Raw genomic sequence first — 20337 nt, 5'->3', positions numbered from 1 at the left:
CATTCATCCATGAGTGTCGCACTTATTATCTGAATTCCCGGTTCACCCTGCGGGATCGCAGCAAGATGATCTACCCGGTGCTGCTGGGGCGCCGTCTGCTGGCGGAGCTGGGACCGGTGGATTCGAGCCGGACCTTCACGGTACAGCCCACCTGCGACTAGGGTGGGGCTGCCATGAAAAACGGGGGCCTGGCCCCCGTTTTTCATGGCGTGCGCAAAGGCTGACCCCTCATGCCTGGCGCGAGGCGGGCAGCAGCACGCTCACTTCGAGCCCCCCTTCGGGCCGGTTGTGGATGTCGAGATCCGCTCCGTGAAGCTGGGCGATGCGCGAAACGATGGCCATGCCAAGGCCCACGCCATCCCCCTGCTGGGGATTGACCCGGAAGAAGCGCTCGCACAACCGGGAGAGGGCGGCGGTGGGGATGCCGGGGCCGTTGTCCCGCACATCCACCCGGATCCGGTTGCCCACCTGGCTCACCACCACGGCGACCTCGCCGCCCACCTGGGTGTAGCGCAGCGCATTGTCGATGAGGTTGCCGAACATCAGCTCCAGCAACATCGCCTGTCCCATTACCTGCACCTGTTCGGCGCCCTCCAGGGACAGCTGCTGATCCTTTTTCAGGGCGATGGGGGCCAGGGTCGCCAGGGTGCCCTGCAACAGGGGGAACAGGGGGAGGGCGGTGAGGGCCGGGCTCTGCTGGTTGTCGATGCGGGCCTGGGTCAGCAACTGGCGGATAAGCCGGTCGCTGCGATCGAGGGCCAAGAGCATCTTGCGCAGGGCCTGCTCCCGGCTCTGATCATCCTCGGCCGTCATGGCGTTCTCGCTGTGGATGCGCAGCACCGCGAGGGGGGTGCGCAGCTCGTGGGCGGCCTCGTTGGTGAACTGTTTCTCCCGATCCAGAGTGTCAGCGAGGGCGTGCATCAGCCGGTTGATCTCCCCCACCAGCGGCGTCAGCTCCTCGGCCTTGATGGTGAGATTGAGGGGGCTCAGGTTGGCGGGATGACGCTCGCCGATGGCTTGCGCCAGCTGGTGCAGCGGTGACAGCCCCCGGGTGATCAGCCACCACAGCAGACCGAGCAGGAAGGGCAGGGTGATGAAGAGGGGTAGCATGGTGAGGGTGGCCATCTTGCTGGCCAGCTCGCTGCGTTCGTCATCCCGCTCCGCCACGATGAGCCAGGTCTGTTCACCTTCGTTGTAGAGGGTAAAGGTGCGCCACTCGTGGTGATCCTTGGTTTCGCTGTTGAAGCCCCGCTCCAGGGTGGTCAACGGTTGGGCCGGGGCATTGGGCGAGCGCAGCAGCACGGCGCCCTGCTCGCTCAGCAACTGGAAGTAGAGGTTGTGCTCGAATTCATGGCCATAGGGGGTGAACTCGTTGTCCTGGCCGAACTGGAAGAAGCCGCCCTTCTCGATGTGGGGCGTCTCGGGGACGGCCTGCACCCACTCCTGGTACACGGTGCCGTTGCGCGGCAGCTCGCCGCTCTGCTTGAGATAGCGGCTGAGCAACTGGTTGGTGATGCGGGCGGACTGGGCGAGACGGGCATCAAACAGCTCTTCCATTTCGTGGTTGGCCTGCAGGTAGCCGATAAGGCCGCTGATGGCGAGGCTGAGGCTGACCAGGGCCAGGATGCCGGAGAGCAGGAAACGGCGGATGGAACGGACACGGCTCATGGAGCGGAGGCTCCTCTTGCGCCCTGGACGTCGAGCTGGGGCACGATGTAACCGACACCGCGAATGTTGCGGATGAGCTCGGGGAAGAATTTCTTGCGCAGATGGTGAATGTGCACCTCCACCGCGTTGCTCTCTGCCCCCTCGTCCCAGCCGTAGAGGCTCTGTTGCAGTTGATCCCGGCTCAATACCCGGCCGCTCTGGGTGATGAGCTCCTGCAACAGCTTGTACTCATGGGGGGTGAGCTTGACCGGCTCGCCCCGATAGGTGACCTGTTGTGACGCGGGGAAGAGCTGCAGCTCCCCGTACTCCAGCACCGCCTGGGCCTGCCCCTTGCTGCGCCGCACCAGGGCGCGCAGCCGGGCGTTGAGCTCCTGCAGGGCGAAGGGTTTGACCATGTAGTCGTCGGAGCCTGCATCCAGCCCCAGTACCCGGTCGTCCAGGGCATCACGGGCGGTCAGGATGAGCACGGGCAGGGTCTGCCCCTCCCGGCGCAACTTGCGCAGCAGGCTGATGCCGTCGATGTCCGGCAGGTTGAGATCCAGGACAAGGGCGGCAAACTCCTCGCTCTTGAGCGCCGAGAGGGCCGGCATCCCCTGCTGGAGCCAGTCCACCGTGTAGCCGCTGCTGCGCAGGGCATCCACCATGCCGTCTCCCAGCATCACATCATCTTCCACCAACAGGATCCGCATTGTTCTCTCCCTCAAACGACACTGCCCACCAGTATGCTAGCTGGTGGGCAGAGTTGAAATAGCACACTGTGCTGCTTGTGTTTACAGCTTGGCGAGACGCTCGCGAATTTCCATTCTGCGGCCCTCGTCCGCCACCTCGCGGCCAGGGCGCGCCGGGGCGGCCAGGGCCTTGTCCAGATAGATCTTCGCCTGTGCCTTGTCACCCTGATCCAGCAGGAAGTCGCCGTAGAAGAAGTTGGGGTCGATGCCGGTGGGATTGATGGCCAGCGCCTGCTTGAGCAGCTTCTCCGCCTTCTCGTCGTCTCCAAAGCCCACCGGCCAGCCCGGTACCTGGTAGTAGAGGGAGCCCAGGCTGGTGTAGGCCGAGCCTTCCAGCGCCTTGGGATCCTGCTTGATGGCGATCTCGAGCTTGGCCTTGGCCTCCTTCACCAGACCAAGGGCGCCGAGGCCGCCCTTGGCCCCCGCCCAGGTGCTCTTGACGATGGCGGACCAGATCAGCAGATCGGTGCGAAATGCCTCCTTGGCGCTCGCCTCATCGGCCTTGGCACTCAGGCTCTCCAGGCAGCTCTCCTTGGCTTTTCCGGTCTGCTGGTACTGGCAGTGGGCCCACTCCTGCTGAATGGTGGGCAGGGCATCGGCGGCCTGGGCCAGACCGCTTGCCAGCAGGCCTCCCAGGGCGAGCAACAGGGGGCCGTGACCAAATCGGGGACGGAAAGTGGTGTGCTTCATCTCAATGTTCCTTCTCGTTTGTCGCACAGGCGGGATCGCTCCTGTGATCGGGGGCTGGGGAGGCGGTGCGGCGGGCGTGGCGCTCGATGATCGGGCGCTGCTTGGCCAGGGCCATGTCCACCAAGGCGGGCAGCAGGCCGTTGAGCCGCACAAAGAGCTTTTCCGGCCAGCCGAGCCAGCGGCGGCGTGTCTCGTTGCACAGGGCGATGACGGCCTCCTCGGCCACGTCCTGTGGGCTGTCGGTCCGGGTGCCGAGCTCGGCATTCATGGCATAGGCCGCCTCGGAGTTGAGGTGGGTGCGGGTGGCACGGGGGGCAAAGTGCAGCACCTTGATGCCGGTTCCCTCCAGCTCCCGCCCCAGGGACTCGCTGAAGCCGCGCATGGCGAACTTGCTGGCGCAATAGACGCTGTAGCCGGCAAAACCGATGGCCCCGAGGCTGGAGCCGATGTTCATGATGATGGCGGGCTTGCGCAGCCGGGGCAGCAGGGCCCGGGTGAGCTGGATGGGCGCCTCGACGTTGAGCAGCAACTGGCGTGTCACCTGCTCGCTGCTCTGATCTTCCAGCCAGGCGAACTGGTTGCAGCCCGCACTGTTGATGAGCACGTCCAGCCCCTCGTCCAGGGCCGGATGTTGCAGCAGCTGCGCCCGCTCATGGGGAGAGCCAAGATCGGCCGTCACCGTCTGGTGGCGATCCGGATGAGGCAGCTCCCGGCGCAGGCGCTCCAGGGCGCTGGCCCGACGACCGTGCAGCAGCAGATGGGCACCCTGGGCCGCCAGTTCATGGGCCAGGGCTTCACCAATGCCGCCACTGGCGCCAGTCAGCAGTATGCGTTTGCCTTCAAGCTTCATTGGCAGGATCCCGTGAGCTGATAGAGCATGTCGCCATAGAGGCGGTAGACCACCTTGGCGGCGTGAATGATGGCGGCCTGATCGGCGGCATCTTCCACCCGGTTCATCAGGGATTCGAAGAATTTGAGGTGCTCCTGGTCCAGGGCCCCGTGGGAGCTCAGGTAGCTCATGGCCTGAGGCGGCAGACCCAGACCGCTCTTGAGCTGGTCGGCGACGGTCAGGGCGATGGCGACGCTGGTGCCTTCCAGCACCTGCACCATGCCGAAGAAGCCCATGGGGTTGCCGCGCTGGATCTGATCGTAGAGGAAGGCCACCATCAGCTCGATGGGCAGGCCCGGCTGGCCGTGGCGCACCTCCTCGGCATCACCGCCGCAGGCACGGATGTCGTTCAGGATCCACTCCTGATGGCCGTACTCCTCGTCGATGTACTCCCTGATGGCGCCTCGCACCCATTCGTACTCCTGCCCCAGTTTGCCGCCGGTGGCCATCAGGAGCGGCACCGTGTGGCGCACGTGGTAGTAGGCCTGTGCCAGGAAGGCGAGGTAGGTGTCACGGCTGATGTCGCCGCGGCGGCAGGCCTCGATGATGGGGGCGTTGAACAGGCGTTCGCGTTCGCAGGCGGTGGCTTGTTGCAGGGTCTGGTAGAAGCTCATGAGGTCTCTCCTGTGAGGCATTGGCTGATCTGCCGGGAAAAATGGTGATAAATCTCGTTGCGACGGGGGCGCCCGTTGGCCGTCAGGAGGCCAGGGAGCTGATCCAGGGCGACCGGCAACCAGTGATGGATGCGGGCGTAATCGGGCAACTGCTGGTTGAGCCGGGCAATCTGCTCTGGCAATTGGGACTGGCTGCCCGGCAGCGGCTGGATAAGGGCCACGTTGGCGGGCTGACCGTCACCGAAGATGACGATGCGGGCGATGGCCGGGCAGAGCTGGGCCTGGGCTTCCACCCACTCCGGGGAGAAGTTGCGGCCAAAGGCGGTGATCTGCACGTTCTTCTTGCGCCCCGTGATATGGAGATAGCCCTCCTCGTCGATCCGACCCAGATCCCCTGTGGCGATCTGGCTGCCCGTCTCGCCCTCTTCCCCCAGGTAGCCCAGCATGGCGCTGCCGCTGACCATGACTTCGCCGTCTGCGGCGATCGTCACCTGGCAGTGGGGCAGGGGCAGGCCGACGCTGCCGGGACGATCCCCGTGGGGGCCGTTCAGGGCGACCACGGAGCCGCATTCTGAGAGACCGTATCCCTCGTAGACCGGCAGCCCCGCCGCACGGGCGTGAGCGATGAGTTCGGGGGCGACCTTGCCGCCGCCCACGGCGACGAAGCGCAGGGTGCCGAGCTGTGTTGCCAGGGCAGGGGTATTGAGGCACAGGGCCAGCAGCAGGCGCAGCAACTCGGGGACCAACACCAGGCTGTGGCTGGGCCAGCGCAGCAGTGCCTGGGCCAGGGCCGCAGGATCCAGCTTGCTGGAGCCCGAGAAGCCGAGTTCCCCCAGGGAGGGGATGCGGCTGCAGGCGCCGGTCAGCATCGGTACATACAAGCCGGTCAGGTTCTCCAGCAAGGTGGTGAGGGGCAGCAGGGTCAGGTGTTTCTCAACCCGGGCAGGGGCCACCCGCAGGGCAAGGGACTCGCAGACCGAGGTCATCTGCTCCAGCGACAGGCAGACGCCCTTGGGTTGCCCCGTGGTGCCCGAGGTATAGGTGATCTTGGCGGTGCCTGCAGGCAACTCGGGGAGGCGTGCCGGGATGCGGCGCCACAGGGGCACGGCCTGCTCATCGGGCCTGCCTGCCATGAGCACGAGGGGTGAGGCGGCTTGCCACCCCTGGTGCTCCGGGCCGACCAGGGCGTCTGCTCCGCTGCTTTCCAGCAGCCACGTCTGCTGCGCCGGACTGAAGAAGTGGGGAACCGGGATGACCACGATGCCGGCCCAGGTGCAGGCGAGATCGATCAGCGCCCAGGGCAGGCCGTTGTCGAGTTGCAGGGCCAGGCGGCGGATGCCGGCCCCTTGCAGCACTCCTGCCAGTTGCTGGATCTGCTGCCACAGGCTCTGGTAATCCAGCTCACCCTGGCTGCCTAGCAGCGCAGGCTGGTGCGGGGTCTGGCTGGCATGGTGGGCGATGGTGTCGAACAGCGTCATTGCGCGCACCTCCTGTCGATGTCGGCATGGTTAAAAAGGCGGGGCATGGGCCCCAGCAGGTTGAGCAGCAGGCTGCTCTGTGCGAGCACCTCGCGCCCCTGGTTGATGTCGCCTGCCATCACCTTGGGCTGGCAGCGGTAGTATTCGCCCCAGGCGCTGGCATCCTCTCCCACCTGATGGGCCTCTGCGAGTGCCAGCTCCACCGGGTTGAGACGCAGGCGGGTAAAGCTGTTGCGCAGCTTGGCGGTGCCGGTGAACACCACGTAATCCAGGGCGTTGTCACACAGCAGACGGCACAGCGCGGCAAACATCAGGCGGGCGTGACCCGGTTCGCTGCAGGCAAGATTGCCCACTTCGATGATGCGGTGGCGGGCCGGACGGACCCCGAGACGGGTCTCAATGGCGGCCTCGACAGGCTGCTCCAGATATTGCTCCAGATAGAGCGGTTGCTCGTGCTCGCCATGGCAGGCCTGGTTGATGCCGCAGGCACCGACCAGCACGCCATCTGCCCGGTAGAGCCCGAGCAGGCAGGGCAGGAAATGGGGAATGCGGGCGTTGAACTCGAGGGTATAGGCGGCCTGGATATAGGTTTGCAGTGCCATGACCTGCTGCGGGGATTCGGCCAGGATCAACCGGTAGGGGGCTTGGATCTCGATGGTCATGGTTGGCTCCTTCTCTTGCGATGGGATGAGAGTAAAAGGGCAAACTTAAGAAACCCTTAAGGCGCAAAAAAAGACGAAAAAAACTGGCGGGGGGTGAACGGGGGTCGATGGGGGCACCAGACAAAACAGTTGCCAGCAGCGGGCGTGGCAGGCAATCTGCCCCGCTGTCGCCACCCGAGGAGCTGCCATGTCATCCCCTGTTCACTGTCCCCTGTGTCTCTCCCCTCGGCACCATGCCCTGCCGGTGGCGGGCAAGGGCTATTACCGCTGCCTGGCGTGCGAGCTGGTCTGGATGGACGAGGCGGACCACCTGGACGAGGGGGCCGAGAAGGCGGTCTATGACGGGCACGACAACCGGGTGGACGATCCCCGCTACCGGGCCTTTCTGATGCGTGCCTTTGGCGAGGTGCTGGCCCGGGTGTCGCCTCCTGCCAGCGGCCTCGATTTTGGCTGCGGCCCCGGGCCTGCCCTCATCGCCATGGGGCGGGAGGCGGGCTTCGAGATGGCGGGCTACGACAAGTTCTATGCCGACGACCCAGAGTGCCTGACAAGGCAATATGACTTCATCACCAGCACCGAGGTGATCGAGCACATCGCCACCCCCCGCGCCGTGCTGGACACGCTCTGGGGCTGTCTCAAGCCCGGCGGGGTGCTGGTGTTGCAGACCCAGCGGGTACTGGGGGACGATCGCTTCAAGACCTGGCGCTATCGCCACGATCCCACCCATATCGTCTTCTTCGCCGAGGCCTCGTTCCGTGCCCTGGCGGCCCGCTGGCAGGCAGAGGTCGAGTTTCCTCATGCGGATGTGGCGGTGTTCACCAAACCCTGAGCCGGGCGTTTTCATTTGGCCATGAGTTGGGCATGCTGGTGGCCTGATACCCAGGAACGGATGCCCCTATCTCCATGTCGATCCCCCACCTCTCATTGCAAGACGCTCGCCACCTGCAACTGGCGGCCCAGGGGCTGCTGACCCCGCGCCGCGCCAGTGCAACCCCCGCCGACCTGCTCGCCTGCATTCGCCGCATGGCGTTGCTGCAGATAGACACCATCTCCGTGGTGGCCCGCAGCCCCTATCTGGTGCTGTTCAGCCGTCTCGGCCACTACGATCCGCGCTGGCTGGAACAACTGCTGGCCGATGGTGACCTCTTCGAATACTGGGCTCATGAGGCCTGTTTCGTCCCCCGGGAAGATTACCGGCTGCTGCGCCATCGCATGCTGGATCCCGCCGCCATGGGCTGGAAGTTCTCCGCCCAGTGGCTCAAGACCCACGGCGGCGAGATAGCGCAGATAGTCGAGCGCATACGCCAGGATGGCCCGGTGCGGGCGGCAGACTTCGAGCGCAAGGGGGACAAGGGCAACGGCTGGTGGGACTGGAAGCCCGAAAAGCGCCACCTGGAGGTGCTGTTTACCGCAGGCCAGCTGATGGTGCGCGAACGGCGCAATTTCCAGCGGGTCTACGATCTCGCCGAGCGGGTCATGCCGGAGTGGAATGACGAGCGGGATCTGCCGAGTCCTGATCTCGCCCGGCGGGACATGGTGCGAGCCAGTTGCCGGGCGCTGGGGCTGGTCAAGACCGGCTGGGTGGCGGATTACTATCGCCTTAAACGGGGGAAATACGACGCCCTGCTCCACCAGCTGGCGGATGAGGGGGAGCTGTTGCCGGTACGAGTGGAGGGGTGGCAGCACGGAGCCTTCGTTCACGCCTCCCTGGCCGATGAACTGGTCCGGGCCCAGGCGGGCTCCCTCAAGGCGAGCCACACCGCCGTGCTCTCGCCCTTTGACCCGCTGGTGTGGGATCGCAAGCGGGCCAGCGAGTTGTTTGGCTTTGACTATCGCATCGAGTGCTATACCCCGGCCCCCAAGCGCCAGTACGGTTATTTCGTGCTGCCGTTGCTGCATCGCGGCAAGCTGGTGGGCAGGATGGACGCCAAGGCCCATCGCAAGGAGGGGGTGTTTGAGGTCAAGAGCCTCTATCTGGAAGACGGGGTCAGGGTGACCCGGACCCTGGCCCAGGATCTGGGCAAGGCCATCCAGAAGCTGGCGGAGTGGCACCAGACCCCGACCCTGCGCTACGGCGCCATCCCTGCGCCCTTGTTGGCTCAATGGCAGGAGGTGGCACGCTGAGGAAGGACGCCTACCCTCGCATCAAGCCGGGCAGCACCAGCGCAACGGCCGCGGTGATGCGCTCGCGAATGTCGCTGCCCGGCGCCAGCAAGCCGAGCGCCATCTGGCGCAGCGGCTCCGCCATGGTCATCGCCAGCAACAGATCGCTGGTCTGGGCGGTGTCCAGCTCCCGAAGCCAGCCCAGTTGCTGCTGGCGCTGTAGCCACGCCGCCAGCGTCGCCCTGCCGCGGGCAATACCGTTCTCCTGATAGGCCGCCAGCAGGGCATCCCGCCCCGCGAACTCATGCTGCAGCAGCCGGAACATGCCCACCGCCGGTGCGCTCAGCACCTGTCCCGCTATGGCCTGCAAGCCCAGCTCCAGCATCTCCCCTAGGGCGCCTGGATGAGCGGCATCCTGCTCGAAGGCCGGCTGGAAGGCATCGGTCCAGCTGCGCACCGCCTGCGCCACCAGCTCGTCGCGATTGGCGGCGAAGCGGTAGAGGGTCTTCTTGGCAACTCCCGCCTCTTTGGCCACCGCATCCACGGTCGCAGCGCTGTAGCCTCCCTTGAGCAACAAGGTCAGCGTCGCCTCGGCGAGGGCGGCGCGAAGGTCGGCTTCCGGGGTGACCGGACGGCCTCGTGAGCGTGTTTCTTCATCGTTCGGGTGTGACATATGGGCTCCTGGAAAGCATTGACAGACCCAGCATACAGGCATAGCGTAATTTAAGAAACGAACTTCGTTTCCTAAATTTATGGGAGTCATATCATGCATCCTTCTGCCCTGTTTGCCCCTTGGGGCGTCAATGACATCAACGAGTTGCTCAGCCCGCAACCCCTTCGCCTGGAAATGGGTCTGACCCGCAGCACCGACGGCCTGCTGACGGTCGCCATCCGCACCGATCTGCACGGCTGCAAGGGGCGCATGCTGGATTGGTGGTTCACCTTCTTCGAGACGACCCAGCACATCAGGTGGTGGCACCCGCACGATCATGTCGAGCACCGGGGCTGGGATCATCACTGGAAAAAAGGGGAGCGCTTCGTGGGAGCCAGCATAGAGGCGGTGGAGTGGCTTGCCGAGCTGCCGCCGGTGGCAGCTCGCCTCAAGTTCCACAGCGCCGAAGAGGTGTTCGCCCCGCAATCGCTACAGGAGGCGCGGGAGACGCAGGCTCTCTCTGCCGCCATCTGCGCCCGTATCGGCTTTGGCGATGAGGTGGCGCTGGATGAGCAGGGGGCGCCGCTGGATGGCGAGATGTTGCACCTGGCGCGCGATACCCCCTACGGCTGTGTGCTGCGCAGCCGCTTCCTGCTGGGCAAGGCCTGCACCAATCCGCTTGACGAGGTGCCGGACGAGATAGGCTTCAACCGGATGCGCCACTGCTACAGCGAATTCAGCTATCTGGCGCAGTTTCTGCCGTCGCTCTACTACGCGGAAAACGGCCGTGAGCCGGCACCGAGGCTCTGGTGAAGGATGCCGAACGAGTGCGCAGGACAGCTGCCGGATGGAGATGAGCCGCGGAAGATGGTCATAAAAAAACCGGGCACTGGGCCCGGTTTGTCATGCAGTCAGGATGTGCTTACTGGAGCACCAGCACCATCAGCAGACCGACGGTGATGGCGGACACCAGGAAGGCGAAGCCATAGAACACATAGTGGTGCAGCTTGGTGGTGTGGATCCCCAGATCGTGCAGGCCGTGGTAGATGCGGTGCATGCCGTGCCAGACGGGCAGGGCGATGATCACCAGCAGGATGCAGGCACCCCACCAGGAGCTGGCGAATGCCAGCACGCGCTCGTAGCTCATGGTCTCCACGTCCATGATACCCATGGGCACCAGCAGACCTGTGATGAGGACAATGACCGGCAGCAGCATGGCAACCACCATGCCACCCGCACCAAACAGACCCCAGTAAATTGGCTCGTCAGAACGTCTCATATTTTTTCCTCAAATCAGGCCACGATGATCAGGACAAGCAGGGATACCGCCGCCAGCGCCACATACTGGGCGATGACGATCGGCTTCTCCGGCACCAGGTCTTCGCCACGGAAGATGCGCATGGCTTTCGGGGCCAGGGCGAACCAGGTCTTGGCGTGGAACAGGCAGGCTGCCAGGGCGATGACGTGGAACAGGATGGCAATGGGGCTCTGCAGGGATTCCAGCCAGCCATTGAATGCCTCCTGACCCTGTACCAGCCGCAGCAGACCCCACATCAGCACGACGGCGTAGATGGAGACGAAGATGCTGGTGCCTTCGCGGATCATGTAACCGGTGTAGAAGGCATTCTTCAGCCACCAGTCTTTTTTCATCTCGCGCACGTAAGGCTTACGTTTGCTCTCAGTGTTGTTCATGGTCTCACTCCTGGTCTCAATCCGGCTTGAACATGGCGATCATGTAGTCCTTGGCGCTCTCGACCTTGCCAAGCTGGATGGCGGCGGCCGGATCCACGCCCTTCGGGCACACTTCGGAGCAGTAGCCCACGAAGGTACAGCCCCAGACGCCCTCGTCCTGGCTGATGATCTTCATCCGCTCCTTGGACGCGCTGTCGCGATTGTCGGCGTTGTAGCGATAGGCCAGTGCCAGGGCCGCCGGACCGGTGAACTTCTTGTTGATGCCATATTGCGGGCAGGCCGCGTAGCACAGACCGCAGTTGATGCACATGGAGAACTGGTGATACTTCGCCATGTCAGCCGGGGTCTGGGTGTACTCGCCATCGCACAGGCTGCGCGGCTCAGACGGGATGATGTAGGGCTTGATGCTCTCCAGCTTCTCGATGAAGTCGGACATGTCGACCACCAGATCGCGCTCGATGGGGAAGTTGTTGAGCGGTTCGATAGTCATCTTGCCCGGCAGGTAATCCCGCAGGAAGGTCTTGCAACCGAGTTTCGGAATGCCGTTGACCATCATGCCGCAGGAGCCGCAGATCGCCATCCGGCAGGACCAGCGGAAGCTCAAGGTGGAGTCCAGATGATCCTTGATGTATTGCAGCGCATCCAGCAGGGACATCTCTTTGAGGTAGGGCACCTGGAAGGTCTGCATCCAGGGCTCGTTATCCTGCTCGGGACGGTAGCGCAGGATTTCAATTTCGATCATCTCAGCCATTCTTCTTAGCCTCGTCTTGTTTCTCACCCTCGGAACCGTACACGCGCTTGGCCGGTTGGGATTTAGTGATCTTCACATCGGAATAGTCGATGGTCGGGGCCCCTTCACCGTTGTAGAAGGAGAGAGTGTGCTTGAGGAAGTTGACGTCATCGCGCTCCTCGTAACCGTCCAGACGCTGGTGGGAACCGCGGGACTCTTTGCGGTTGATGGCGGAGTGCGCCATGGCTTCCGCCACGTCCAGCATGTAGCCCAGCTCGATGGCGTACAGCAGGTCGGTGTTGAAGACCGAGGACTTGTCGTTGATCTTGATCTTCTTGTAACGGGCTTTCAGCTCGTTGATCTTGTCGATGGTGCCCTGCATCAGCTCTTCGGTACGGTAGATACCGACACCGGCTTCCATGGACATGCCCAGTTCGTTGCGGATATCCGCCGGGTTTTCGGTGCCGTCGATGTCCAGCAGGGAGAGGTGCTGCTTGATGAGCGCCTCGGCCTTGGCGACCAGCGCCTGGGTGTTGCCGTGTTGCTGGGTGGCGGCAAACTCGGCTGCCTGCTCACCGGCCACCTTGCCGAAGACCACGATCTCGGACAGGGAGTTGGAACCCAGACGGTTGGCGCCGTGCAGACCGACGGAGGCACATTCGCCAGCGGCATAGAGACCGGCCAGACGAGTGGCGCACTTGCCGTCGGTTTCGATGCCACCCATGGTGTAGTGGGCGGTCGGACGTACCGGGATCGGCTCTTTCACCGGATCCACACCCACGTAGGCCTTGGCCAGTTCGCAGATGAAGGGCAGACGCTCTTTCAGGTACTTCTCGCCAAGGTGGCGCAGGTCGAGGTGAACCACGTCGCCCATGGGGCCTTGGATCACGCGGCCTTTTTGCTGCTCCTGCCAGAAGGCCTGGGAGAGACGGTCGCGCGGACCCAGCTCCATGTGCTTGTTCTTCGGCTGGCCGACGGGGGTTTCCGGGCCTAAACCGTAATCTTGCAGGTAGCGATAGCCATCCTTGTTGAGCAGGATGCCACCCTCACCACGACAACCTTCGGTCATCAGGATGCCGGTGCCCGGCAGACCGGTCGGGTGATACTGGACGAACTCCATGTCCCGCAGCGGTACGCCGTGGCGGTAGGCCAGGGCCATGCCGTCCCCGGTGACGATGCCACCGTTGGTGTTGTAGCGATAGACACGACCGGCGCCGCCGGTGGCCAGCACCACGGACTTGGCCTGGATGAAGCGGGTGATGCCGTTCTGGATGTCAAAGGTGACGACACCCTGGACACGGCCATCTTCCACGATGAGATCCAGACAGAAGTGCTCGTCGAAGCGCTTGATGGTCGGGTACTTGATGGAGGTCTGGAACAGGGTGTGCAGGATGTGGAAGCCGGACTTGTCGGCGGCGAACCAGGTGCGGGGGATCTTCATCCCGCCGAAACGGCGCACGTTGGCCTTGCCGTCCGGTTTGCGGCTCCAGGGGCAACCCCAGTGCTCCAGCTGGATCATCTCGTTGGTGGCGTTGTTGACGAAGTACTCGACTACGTCCTGCTCACACAACCAGTCACCACCGGAGACGGTGTCGTTGAAGTGGTTTTCCAGGGAGTCGTCATCGCGGACGACGCCTGCGGCGCCACCTTCGGCGGCCACGGTGTGGCTGCGCATCGGATAGACCTTGGAAATCAGGGCGATTTCCAGCTCCGGGTGGGCTTCTGCAATGGCGATTGCGGCACGCAGGCCACCGCCACCGGCACCGATGATGGCAACATCGGTCTTGATAATATCCACATCTGCCTCCTTAGGGATAGATTTGCTGAGCACGATTTTGCTCTATGAAAAAAATTCAGGCTTGATGCAAGTCAAACTGCTTTGTTTTAGTGCTTGGCAACGGTGATTTTTATTACAACCACCCCATTCCTTGGATGAAAATGCCGTCATTATCGCCATCCATCAGTGATCTGGATCAGCCGTACTCGCTACTCTGGTGATTTTAACTCCAAGATTATACGTAGTTTTCTTTCAAAAAAATGAGAAATGCCTCTCTTTTTGGGTATTACCCATAAAGTTTTTAAGTTTTTTATCAAAACAGTTTAATGATAACTATTATCACGATGACATATCGAGGTTAGGCATCAAAAAAGTAATGCGAATATAGCCATGACAGACTGGGCCCGTCTCCCACACATGGGTAAAAGGAGATGTCGATCACAGGGTTGAGGGTCTCGAAAGGGGATTATAACCGTTGAAACAAAAAGGGTTTATAAAAAAGGGGCCTGAACGGCCCCTTTCTTCCCATGGTCGATCAGATGCGGAACATGCCGACCTGATTATTCAATTCACCTGAAATATTTTTAAGCTGGGCCGACAGATTGCGGGAGCTGTCCGCATCCACTGCCAGCTCGTCCGAGACATCCTTGACCGCCTGGATGTTGCGGCTCACCTCGTCGGTGACGGCACGCTGTTCCTCGGCGGCGCTGGAGATCTGGGTCGCCATGTCGGAGATCTGGTTGATGGAGGTGGTGATCTGCTCCAGCGCCTGGGTCGCATCGTTGGCATCTTCCACGCTGTTCTGGGCCAGCAACTGACCCTCGTGCATGGTACTGACGGCGCCCTGGGTGTTGCGCTGCAGGGTCTCGATCATGCTGCGGATCTCGACGGTGGAGCTGTGGGTGCGCTGGGAAAGCACCCGCACCTCGTCGGCCACCACGGCAAAGCCGCGTCCCTGCTCGCCAGCCCGGGCGGCCTCGATGGCGGCGTTGAGCGCCAGCAGGTTGGTCTGCTCGGCGATGCCCTGGATGGTGGAGAGGATGGTGTTGATTTCCTGGGCGTTCTTCTCCAGTTCCTGAATGATGCCGGAGGCCTGCTTGACCTGGGTGGCGAGATCCGTGATGGAGCGCTGGTTGCGGGCAATCACCTGCTTGCCGTGCTCGCAACTGCTGGAGGAGCTGCGGGCCGCTTCCGCGGTCTGCTCGGCGTTGCTGGCCACTTCGACGGCGGTGGCGGACATCTCGTGTACTGCGGTCGCAATCTGGGAGATCTCGTTTTGCTGGCGGGCCAGCCCCTGGTTGGATTTCTCCGCCATGTCGTGGGAAGACCTGGCCTGCTGGTTGAGCTGGGTGGAGGAGTTGGAGATGTCCTGCACCATGACGTGGATGCGCTCGATGAAGGTGTTGACGTGCTTGGCGACGGTACCGACCTCGTCTTCACGCTCGATCTTGATGCGACGGGTGAGATCGCCGTTGCCGCGGGAGAGATCGGCAATTGCCTCGCCCAGGGTTTTCAGCGGCGCCAGGGAGCCGTTGATGGCGACATAGGAGAAGCCCGCCACGATGAGGATGGTCAGCAATCCCTGGATGAGGGCGGAGGTGACCATGCGGGAGACGGACTGGTAGGCGACCGCTTCGTCCACCACGATGCCGAAATACCAGTTGGTGTTGGGGATCTCGGTGAGGTCGAACACGCTCGCCTTGCCGCTGATATCCATCTCGGAGATGGTGTTGTCATGGGCCAGCTCGTTGACCTTGGCTGCCGTCAGTTCCGGGGAGATGGCGGTGGCGGGTTTGAGGGTCAGATCCTTGTCCGGGTGGGCGATGATGGTGCCGTTGCTGTCCACCAGAATGGCATAGGTGCCTTCCGAGTTCATGGCGAGCACGTCTTTCACCAGGCCGTCGATGGAGACGTCACCGGCGATGACGCCGTCGGTGTTGCCGCGACTGAAGGGCTCGGCGATGGTGATGATGAGCTGGCCCGTGGTGATGTCGGCATAGGGAGCCGTGATGGCGAGCTTGCCGGCGGCCATGGCGTCCTTGTACCAGGGGCGCTGGCGCGGATCATAGCCGGCCGGCAGATCGGTCGGCTTGCTCTGGATCATCCGGCCATCCTTGGTGCCCACGTAGACGAGATCGAAGTTGCCCGCATTCATGGACTGGGCCAGGTGGCTGAGGGGCTCGTCTTCCTTGGCGAAGGCTTCCTTGGTGGCGGTGACGAGATTGATGCGGGCGTCGAGCCAGCGGGAGATCCCCTTGACGTTGGCGACCGAGCTGTCGTCGATGAAGCTCCAGATCAGCCGCTGGGTTTCACTGCGCAACTGGGAGGTGTTGTACCAGACCTGCAGGCCGGTGATGACCAGAATGATGGCCCCGATGGAGAGGACCAGCTTGTTCTTGATGGATAGGTTCATGTTTACATCCTTGTGAGCGTCAGTCAGAGATCCATGGTGTTTGTTATTGTTATGAGCCAACTCTGTATCGGCTGGCTATGGACTTTATGTATCCCGGTGCACCGCATTTTTTCAATTCTTTTCACCTCCTTGTGGCCTGCCAGGGCGCGCCGATACTCAGCTGAATCGATCTGGCCGGTTGGTGAAGATGCCATCGACACCCATGCTGGCGAGGGCGCTCCCATCACTCACTTCGTCGACCGTGTAGACCAGGATCTTGAGCCCCCGGCGATGGGCATCCGCCACCAGGGTCTCGTCGACGAAATCCACGTCGCAGTTCAGTGACCAGGCCCCCAGCGTCTCGGCAAAGGCGGCGCCGTCGAGGGGCAGGCTGGCCGTGAGGGCGCCTATCCTGATTTCCGGTCGCAGTCCCTTGAAGCGTAACAGCTCGGGATGATGAAAGGAGGAAACGATCCAGTGCGCCTGGGTAAAGCCAAGCTCGGCCTCGGCCCGCCTGGTCAGGGCGGCCACCGGCTCGGCGGTGTGGGCGCCCTTGAGCTCGATGTGCAGTTCGCAGCGCCCCGCCACCAGTGCCATCACCTGCCACAGGGTCGGGATCCGCTCCCCGTCCCCCGCATCCAGGCTCGCCAGGTACTCCCGGGATTGCCCGGTCAGCACACCCTGGCCGTTGGTGCAGCGCTCCAGCCGCCGGTCGTGGAAGACCCAGAGCTCTCCGTCGGCCCACTGCACGTCCAGCTCGATGGCTTTGGCACCCAGATCCAGCGCCAGGCTCATCGCCTTGAGGGTATTCTCCGGGGCCAGGCCGCTGGCACCGCGATGGGCAATGATCTGCATGATGGCTCCTGTTGTCGTCTTTGGGGGCTTCATCCCCGGCTCATCCGGATGTCGATCTGCTGATGTGGCAGATGCATGCCGACCTGGCCGAGTTTCTCCAGGATCAGGGAATGTACCTCGTGTGTAATGGGCATCCGGTGATCCATGTTGTTGACGTAGAGCCGGATCTCGTAGATGAGGGCAGAGTCGGTGAACTCGATGAGGAACACCTCCGGGGCGGGCGTATCCAGCACCAGGGTGGATTCGCGCACGCTCTGCTCCAGCAGTTGCTGTACCTGCTTGGGATTCTGGGTCAGGCCGATGCGAATGCGCAAGCGGACCCGGGTGATGGCATCGGACAGGGACCAGTTGATGAATTGCTCGGTGATGAAGGCCTTGTTGGGGACGATGATCTCCTTCCTGTCCCAGTCCACTATGGTGGTGGCGCGGGTCTTGATCTTGGTGACGGTGCCGGTGAGATCCCGGATGGTGACGGTGTCACCCAGGCGGATCGGTTTTTCGAACAGGATGATGAGGCCGGAGACGAAGTTGGCGAAGATCTCCTGCAAGCCGAAGCCCAGCCCCACCGAGAGTGCCGCCACCAGCCACTGGGTCTTGGACCAGTCGATGCCGAGCATGGAGAAGCCGGTGAGGGCACCAATCAGCAGTACCAGGTACTTGCTCACCGTGGTGAGGGCGAAGCCGGTGCCGGGGGAGAGGCTCAGGTGCTGGAGCAGGGTGAGCTCCATCAACCCTGGCAGGTTGCGGGCGGTGACCACCGTCAGGATGAAGGCGAAGACGGTCAGCATCAGATCCTGCAGGGTGATGGCGGAGAGCTGCTCGATGCCGGCCACCTTGCTGCTCACCTGCCACACCTCGATGCTGCTGAGGAAGCTGAATGCCGAGTTGAGATCCGACCATTGCACCACCACCAGCATGGTGAAGCCCAGCATCAGCAGGGTGCGCACCAGGCCGAGGGACTGGGCGCTGATGGTATCCAGATCCAGTTCGGGCTCCTCCACCACATCGGGGATCTCGGAGCTGAGATCGTCCTCTTCCCGCTCCCGCTGCGCCAGGATCTCGGCCCGCTTCTGCTTGGCGCGATCGAAGGCGAGTCGGCGGCGCTGGATCAGCATCCAGCGGTGGGCCAGATAGTAGACGAGCAGGCAGCCGAGCCCCGCCAGCAGGCTCAGCTCCAGCTGGCGCAGCAGGGTGCGGGAGGTGTAGAAGTAGCCGAACAGGGCGCCCAGCACCGCCAGCAGCGGGGCCAGCATCAGGCTGTTCCAGATGAAGTGGTGCAGCAGATGGGGCTTGGTCATGTCTGCCTGACCCCAGGTGAGGGGCAGTTTTTCCCGGTTGAGGCGGGCAAAGAAGAGCAGCAGCCAGAGGGCCCCGATGATGAAGGCGAGGCGTCCCAGGGAGTCGTAGAAGGCGTGCTCCTGATAGCTGCTCGCCATGCCCTGCACGAAGAAGCTCGGGATCAGCACCAGCAGCAGGGTACGAAACTGTCCCCACACTCGCTGCACCCGCTCCTTCTGCCAGCGGAAGTGGAGGATGAGGATCCCCTTCTCCAGGGTGAGGTGGCGCGCCACCAGCAGGGCCAGCAGCAGGAACCAGATTTCACCCAGGCCCCGGGCCACCGCCACCGCGAAGGGATATTGCCAGGCGCCGTCCAGCAGGCCGTGCACCATGAGCACCATGGCGGGCAGCGGCAGGGCGGCGAGCACGGAGCGCACCAGCAACCGGCTGGTGAGGCTGAACTTGTCCTGGGTTACCTTGCCGATGCGCGGGGCAATGTACTGGCTGTATTGAAGGAGGTGGCGAGCCAGTTTCAGCCAGCACCAGGCCAGTCCCAGCAGCCCGAGGCCAGCCAGGGTCAGGCTCAGTAGGTTGTTCTCGGCGATGGCCCTGGGCAGTTGCAGCCAGTTGGCCGGATTGAAGGCAAGGCCGAGGGCGGCCGGGACGCCGAGCAGCACCGCCGGGCTCAGGGGGCGCACGTCCGGCATCCAGAACAGATGGCTGGCACTGAGTTCGCGGATCTCGTCGATCTTGCTGTTCTGGCGGCTGTAGAGCAGCTTGAGGCGGGTCTGCTCCTGAATGAGGGTATCGGAGGCATCGTTGAGCCGGGTCAGCAGTTGCCGTCTCGCCTTGAGCAGGTTGTCCAGCACGGCGCGCTGGGCCCTGTCCAGGGTGATGCCGTCTCCACTGAGCAGGCTGTTGCGCAGTTGCACCGGATCCTTCAGGGCATCCTGCTCGGTCTCGTACTGGTATTTGGCCATGCGCGCCTTGACGATGGCGGACTCCAGCCGCTCCAGCGGGAAGTAGGCGGGCAGATCGGCCAGCTTGCTGCGCAGGTTCTCGCCGTAGGCGTTGCTTATCTGCAACCACTCCAGCTGTTCGCGCACCGAATTGACCAGCTCGTTGAGCCCGGAGAGGGAGGTGTCCACCCCCCGTTGCTCGTCCTGCACCCGTTCAATCTGGTCCTCGAGGGCCCCCAGTTGCAGGGAGAGGGCCTGGTTTTGCTGCTGTTGCTCCTGCAAGAGGGGGAGGTCAGAGGTGAGCTGGCGGCGCAGGCGTTCGCTCTCGGCCAGGGCCTGCTCGGTCTTGTCCCGGCGCAGCTGGTTCTGCTGGGCAAGCAGACTGGTCTGCCACTCATCCTCGTCGGTGATGGCGAGGTTGAGCTCCTGCAGCTTGAGCTTGCCCAAATCGTTGCGCTGCTGGGCGGAGAGCTGCTCCAGCTCCAGCATCTGGATCCGGTCGGAGAGGCTCTGTTCCTTGAGTCGGGTGGCCAGTTGCTGGGCCTCCTGCAACCTGTCCGACTCGTTGCTGAAGCTCAGGCGATCGAGCAGGGAGCGGGTCTGGAGCAACTGCTTGCGCAACTCGTCGACCCGCAGGTGATATTCCTGGCCCGTGCTCTCAAGCTGGTTGAGGCTGTCGGTCACCGCCTGACGCTCCTTGCGCAGGTTGAGCTGGCGGTTGCTGCTCAGGCTGATGGCCTGGCGCAGGGCATCCTCCTTGAGGGAGGAGAGGGACGGGCGGGACTGAGGCTGATAGTTGTGCAGCCCCTCCTTGAGACGGGCGGACTCCTTGGGGTAGTCGATGAGGATCTGCTGGTAGGCCTTGCCCTGTTCCCGGTAGCGCTGGGCATCCCGGGCATATTGCAGCGCCTGCTGGTAGCTCTCCCGCAGTTGCTGGTTTTCCGGGGTATCCGTCTTGGGGATGCTTTGCAGCAGCTCCTCTACCTGAGTGATGGCATCATCAGCCTGGACAGCGGAGAAGGGGAACAGGCTGAGACAGAGCATCAGACAGAGCAGGCGTTGCAACATGGCGCACGTTTCCGTTCAGGAGAAGTCGCCCTAGCCTAAAGCAGGGGCCGGGGCGGGTAAAGCCCTCAAGATGAATGATCCACGGCACAAATAACGGGTGAT

Annotated in this window: 18 protein-coding genes and 1 pseudogene; 4 read left to right on the top strand and 15 right to left on the bottom strand. The window is 63.1% G+C overall.

Going from position 1 to position 20337, the window contains the following annotated elements; all coding sequences use genetic code 11:
* Positions 1 to 41: 41 nt before the first annotated feature.
* Positions 42 to 161, top strand: a pseudogene (locus H7R73_RS17240) (putative ATP-dependent zinc protease); the annotation flags it as partial.
* 67 nt (positions 162 to 228) lie between these two features.
* Here the strand turns inward: H7R73_RS17240 and H7R73_RS17235 are convergent.
* From H7R73_RS17235 to H7R73_RS17205, 7 genes are all read right to left on the bottom strand, one after another.
* The gene (locus H7R73_RS17235; protein ID WP_103259693.1) at positions 229 to 1668 is read right to left on the bottom strand and encodes an ATP-binding protein; all 1440 of its coding nucleotides are present in this window, start codon (positions 1666 to 1668) and stop codon (positions 229 to 231) included.
* Complete coding sequence (locus tag H7R73_RS17230; protein ID WP_041215642.1) at positions 1665 to 2357, bottom strand: response regulator; 693 nt, start codon at positions 2355 to 2357, stop codon at positions 1665 to 1667. Before H7R73_RS17230 ends, H7R73_RS17235 begins: the two co-directional genes overlap by 4 nt.
* Before the next feature lie 81 nt (positions 2358 to 2438).
* A complete protein-coding gene (locus H7R73_RS17225; protein ID WP_039039561.1) occupies positions 2439 to 3086 on the bottom strand; it encodes a tetratricopeptide repeat protein in 648 nt (215 codons plus the stop codon).
* A gap of 1 nt (position 3087) precedes the next feature.
* Positions 3088 to 3936: an SDR family oxidoreductase gene (locus tag H7R73_RS17220; protein ID WP_039039562.1), complete on the bottom strand. Its 849-nt coding sequence runs from the start codon at positions 3934 to 3936 to the stop codon at positions 3088 to 3090.
* Positions 3933 to 4589 (bottom strand): TenA family transcriptional regulator, encoded by a 657-nt coding sequence (locus tag H7R73_RS17215; RefSeq protein WP_042865119.1) that lies wholly within the window; start codon positions 4587 to 4589, stop codon positions 3933 to 3935. Before H7R73_RS17215 ends, H7R73_RS17220 begins: the two co-directional genes overlap by 4 nt.
* Complete coding sequence (locus H7R73_RS17210; RefSeq protein ID WP_103259694.1) at positions 4586 to 6067, bottom strand: AMP-dependent synthetase/ligase; 1482 nt, start codon at positions 6065 to 6067, stop codon at positions 4586 to 4588. The genes H7R73_RS17215 and H7R73_RS17210 overlap by 4 nt, the downstream gene beginning before the upstream one ends.
* A complete protein-coding gene (locus H7R73_RS17205; protein WP_182951337.1) occupies positions 6064 to 6729 on the bottom strand; it encodes a thermostable hemolysin in 666 nt (221 codons plus the stop codon). The genes H7R73_RS17210 and H7R73_RS17205 overlap by 4 nt, the downstream gene beginning before the upstream one ends.
* A 187-nt stretch (positions 6730 to 6916) precedes the next feature.
* On the opposite strand from H7R73_RS17205, the gene H7R73_RS17200 reads away from it, so the two are divergent.
* On the top strand, positions 6917 to 7558 hold the full coding sequence (locus H7R73_RS17200) for a class I SAM-dependent methyltransferase (protein WP_039039566.1): 642 nt from the start codon (positions 6917 to 6919) through the stop codon (positions 7556 to 7558).
* 74 nt (positions 7559 to 7632) lie between these two features.
* Positions 7633 to 8853 (top strand): winged helix-turn-helix domain-containing protein, encoded by a 1221-nt coding sequence (locus H7R73_RS17195; protein ID WP_103259695.1) that lies wholly within the window; start codon positions 7633 to 7635, stop codon positions 8851 to 8853.
* 10 nt (positions 8854 to 8863) lie between these two features.
* On the opposite strand, the gene H7R73_RS17190 is transcribed toward H7R73_RS17195, so the two are convergent.
* Complete coding sequence (locus tag H7R73_RS17190) at positions 8864 to 9505, bottom strand: TetR/AcrR family transcriptional regulator (RefSeq protein ID WP_103259696.1); 642 nt, start codon at positions 9503 to 9505, stop codon at positions 8864 to 8866.
* 93 nt (positions 9506 to 9598) lie between these two features.
* On the opposite strand from H7R73_RS17190, the gene H7R73_RS17185 reads away from it, so the two are divergent.
* The gene (locus tag H7R73_RS17185) at positions 9599 to 10297 is read left to right on the top strand and encodes a DAPG hydrolase family protein (protein ID WP_103259697.1); all 699 of its coding nucleotides are present in this window, start codon (positions 9599 to 9601) and stop codon (positions 10295 to 10297) included.
* Between the two features lie 109 nt (positions 10298 to 10406).
* Here the strand turns inward: H7R73_RS17185 and frdD are convergent, their stop codons facing one another.
* The 7 genes from frdD to mscM all read right to left on the bottom strand — a co-directional run bounded on the left by frdD (position 10407) and on the right by mscM (position 20235).
* Positions 10407 to 10763 carry a fumarate reductase subunit FrdD gene (gene frdD / locus H7R73_RS17180; protein ID WP_010673803.1) on the bottom strand — a complete coding sequence of 119 codons (357 nt, stop codon included), beginning with the start codon at positions 10761 to 10763 and terminating at the stop codon, positions 10407 to 10409.
* A 14-nt stretch (positions 10764 to 10777) separates the two neighbouring features.
* A complete protein-coding gene (locus H7R73_RS17175; protein ID WP_010673804.1) occupies positions 10778 to 11176 on the bottom strand; it encodes a hypothetical protein in 399 nt (132 codons plus the stop codon).
* A gap of 16 nt (positions 11177 to 11192) precedes the next feature.
* Positions 11193 to 11927, bottom strand: a complete 735-nt coding sequence (locus H7R73_RS17170) for a succinate dehydrogenase/fumarate reductase iron-sulfur subunit (RefSeq protein ID WP_041215634.1) — start codon at positions 11925 to 11927, stop codon at positions 11193 to 11195.
* On the bottom strand, positions 11920 to 13704 hold the full coding sequence (frdA, locus tag H7R73_RS17165) for a fumarate reductase (quinol) flavoprotein subunit (RefSeq protein ID WP_010673806.1): 1785 nt from the start codon (positions 13702 to 13704) through the stop codon (positions 11920 to 11922). The genes H7R73_RS17170 and frdA overlap by 8 nt, the downstream gene beginning before the upstream one ends.
* Positions 13705 to 14218: 514 nt before the next feature.
* Positions 14219 to 16096 carry a methyl-accepting chemotaxis protein gene (locus H7R73_RS17160; protein WP_010673807.1) on the bottom strand — a complete coding sequence of 626 codons (1878 nt, stop codon included), beginning with the start codon at positions 16094 to 16096 and terminating at the stop codon, positions 14219 to 14221.
* A 156-nt stretch (positions 16097 to 16252) separates the two neighbouring features.
* Positions 16253 to 16930 (bottom strand): glycerophosphodiester phosphodiesterase, encoded by a 678-nt coding sequence (locus tag H7R73_RS17155; RefSeq protein WP_043156366.1) that lies wholly within the window; start codon positions 16928 to 16930, stop codon positions 16253 to 16255.
* Positions 16931 to 16959: 29 nt separating this feature from the next.
* The gene (gene mscM, locus H7R73_RS17150) at positions 16960 to 20235 is read right to left on the bottom strand and encodes a miniconductance mechanosensitive channel MscM (protein ID WP_042865126.1); all 3276 of its coding nucleotides are present in this window, start codon (positions 20233 to 20235) and stop codon (positions 16960 to 16962) included.
* Between the last annotated feature and the right edge of the window lie 102 nt (positions 20236 to 20337).

This window comes from Aeromonas sp. WP2-W18-CRE-05, assembly GCF_014168615.1.
Classification (GTDB): Bacteria; Pseudomonadota; Gammaproteobacteria; order Enterobacterales; family Aeromonadaceae; genus Aeromonas; species Aeromonas caviae.
Note: the sequence above shows the minus strand (reverse complement) of the source record. Positions and strands in the feature narration are given on the sequence as shown.

Coding starts and splice junctions, on each gene's coding strand:
- H7R73_RS17170 (WP_041215634.1), bottom strand. CDS start 11,927: ATGGCTGAGATGATCGAAATTGAAATCCTGCGCTACCGTCCCGAGCAG.
- H7R73_RS17205 (WP_182951337.1), bottom strand. CDS start 6,729: ATGACCATCGAGATCCAAGCCCCCTACCGGTTGATCCTGGCCGAATCC.
- frdD (WP_010673803.1), bottom strand. CDS start 10,763: ATGAGACGTTCTGACGAGCCAATTTACTGGGGTCTGTTTGGTGCGGGT.
- H7R73_RS17225 (WP_039039561.1), bottom strand. CDS start 3,086: ATGAAGCACACCACTTTCCGTCCCCGATTTGGTCACGGCCCCCTGTTG.
- H7R73_RS17200 (WP_039039566.1), top strand. CDS start 6,917: ATGTCATCCCCTGTTCACTGTCCCCTGTGTCTCTCCCCTCGGCACCAT.
- H7R73_RS17155 (WP_043156366.1), bottom strand. CDS start 16,930: ATGCAGATCATTGCCCATCGCGGTGCCAGCGGCCTGGCCCCGGAGAAT.
- H7R73_RS17190 (WP_103259696.1), bottom strand. CDS start 9,505: ATGTCACACCCGAACGATGAAGAAACACGCTCACGAGGCCGTCCGGTC.
- H7R73_RS17220 (WP_039039562.1), bottom strand. CDS start 3,936: ATGAAGCTTGAAGGCAAACGCATACTGCTGACTGGCGCCAGTGGCGGC.
- H7R73_RS17185 (WP_103259697.1), top strand. CDS start 9,599: ATGCATCCTTCTGCCCTGTTTGCCCCTTGGGGCGTCAATGACATCAAC.
- H7R73_RS17210 (WP_103259694.1), bottom strand. CDS start 6,067: ATGACGCTGTTCGACACCATCGCCCACCATGCCAGCCAGACCCCGCAC.
- H7R73_RS17215 (WP_042865119.1), bottom strand. CDS start 4,589: ATGAGCTTCTACCAGACCCTGCAACAAGCCACCGCCTGCGAACGCGAA.
- H7R73_RS17195 (WP_103259695.1), top strand. CDS start 7,633: ATGTCGATCCCCCACCTCTCATTGCAAGACGCTCGCCACCTGCAACTG.
- H7R73_RS17230 (WP_041215642.1), bottom strand. CDS start 2,357: ATGCGGATCCTGTTGGTGGAAGATGATGTGATGCTGGGAGACGGCATG.
- H7R73_RS17160 (WP_010673807.1), bottom strand. CDS start 16,096: ATGAACCTATCCATCAAGAACAAGCTGGTCCTCTCCATCGGGGCCATC.
- mscM (WP_042865126.1), bottom strand. CDS start 20,235: ATGTTGCAACGCCTGCTCTGTCTGATGCTCTGTCTCAGCCTGTTCCCC.
- H7R73_RS17175 (WP_010673804.1), bottom strand. CDS start 11,176: ATGAACAACACTGAGAGCAAACGTAAGCCTTACGTGCGCGAGATGAAA.
- H7R73_RS17235 (WP_103259693.1), bottom strand. CDS start 1,668: ATGAGCCGTGTCCGTTCCATCCGCCGTTTCCTGCTCTCCGGCATCCTG.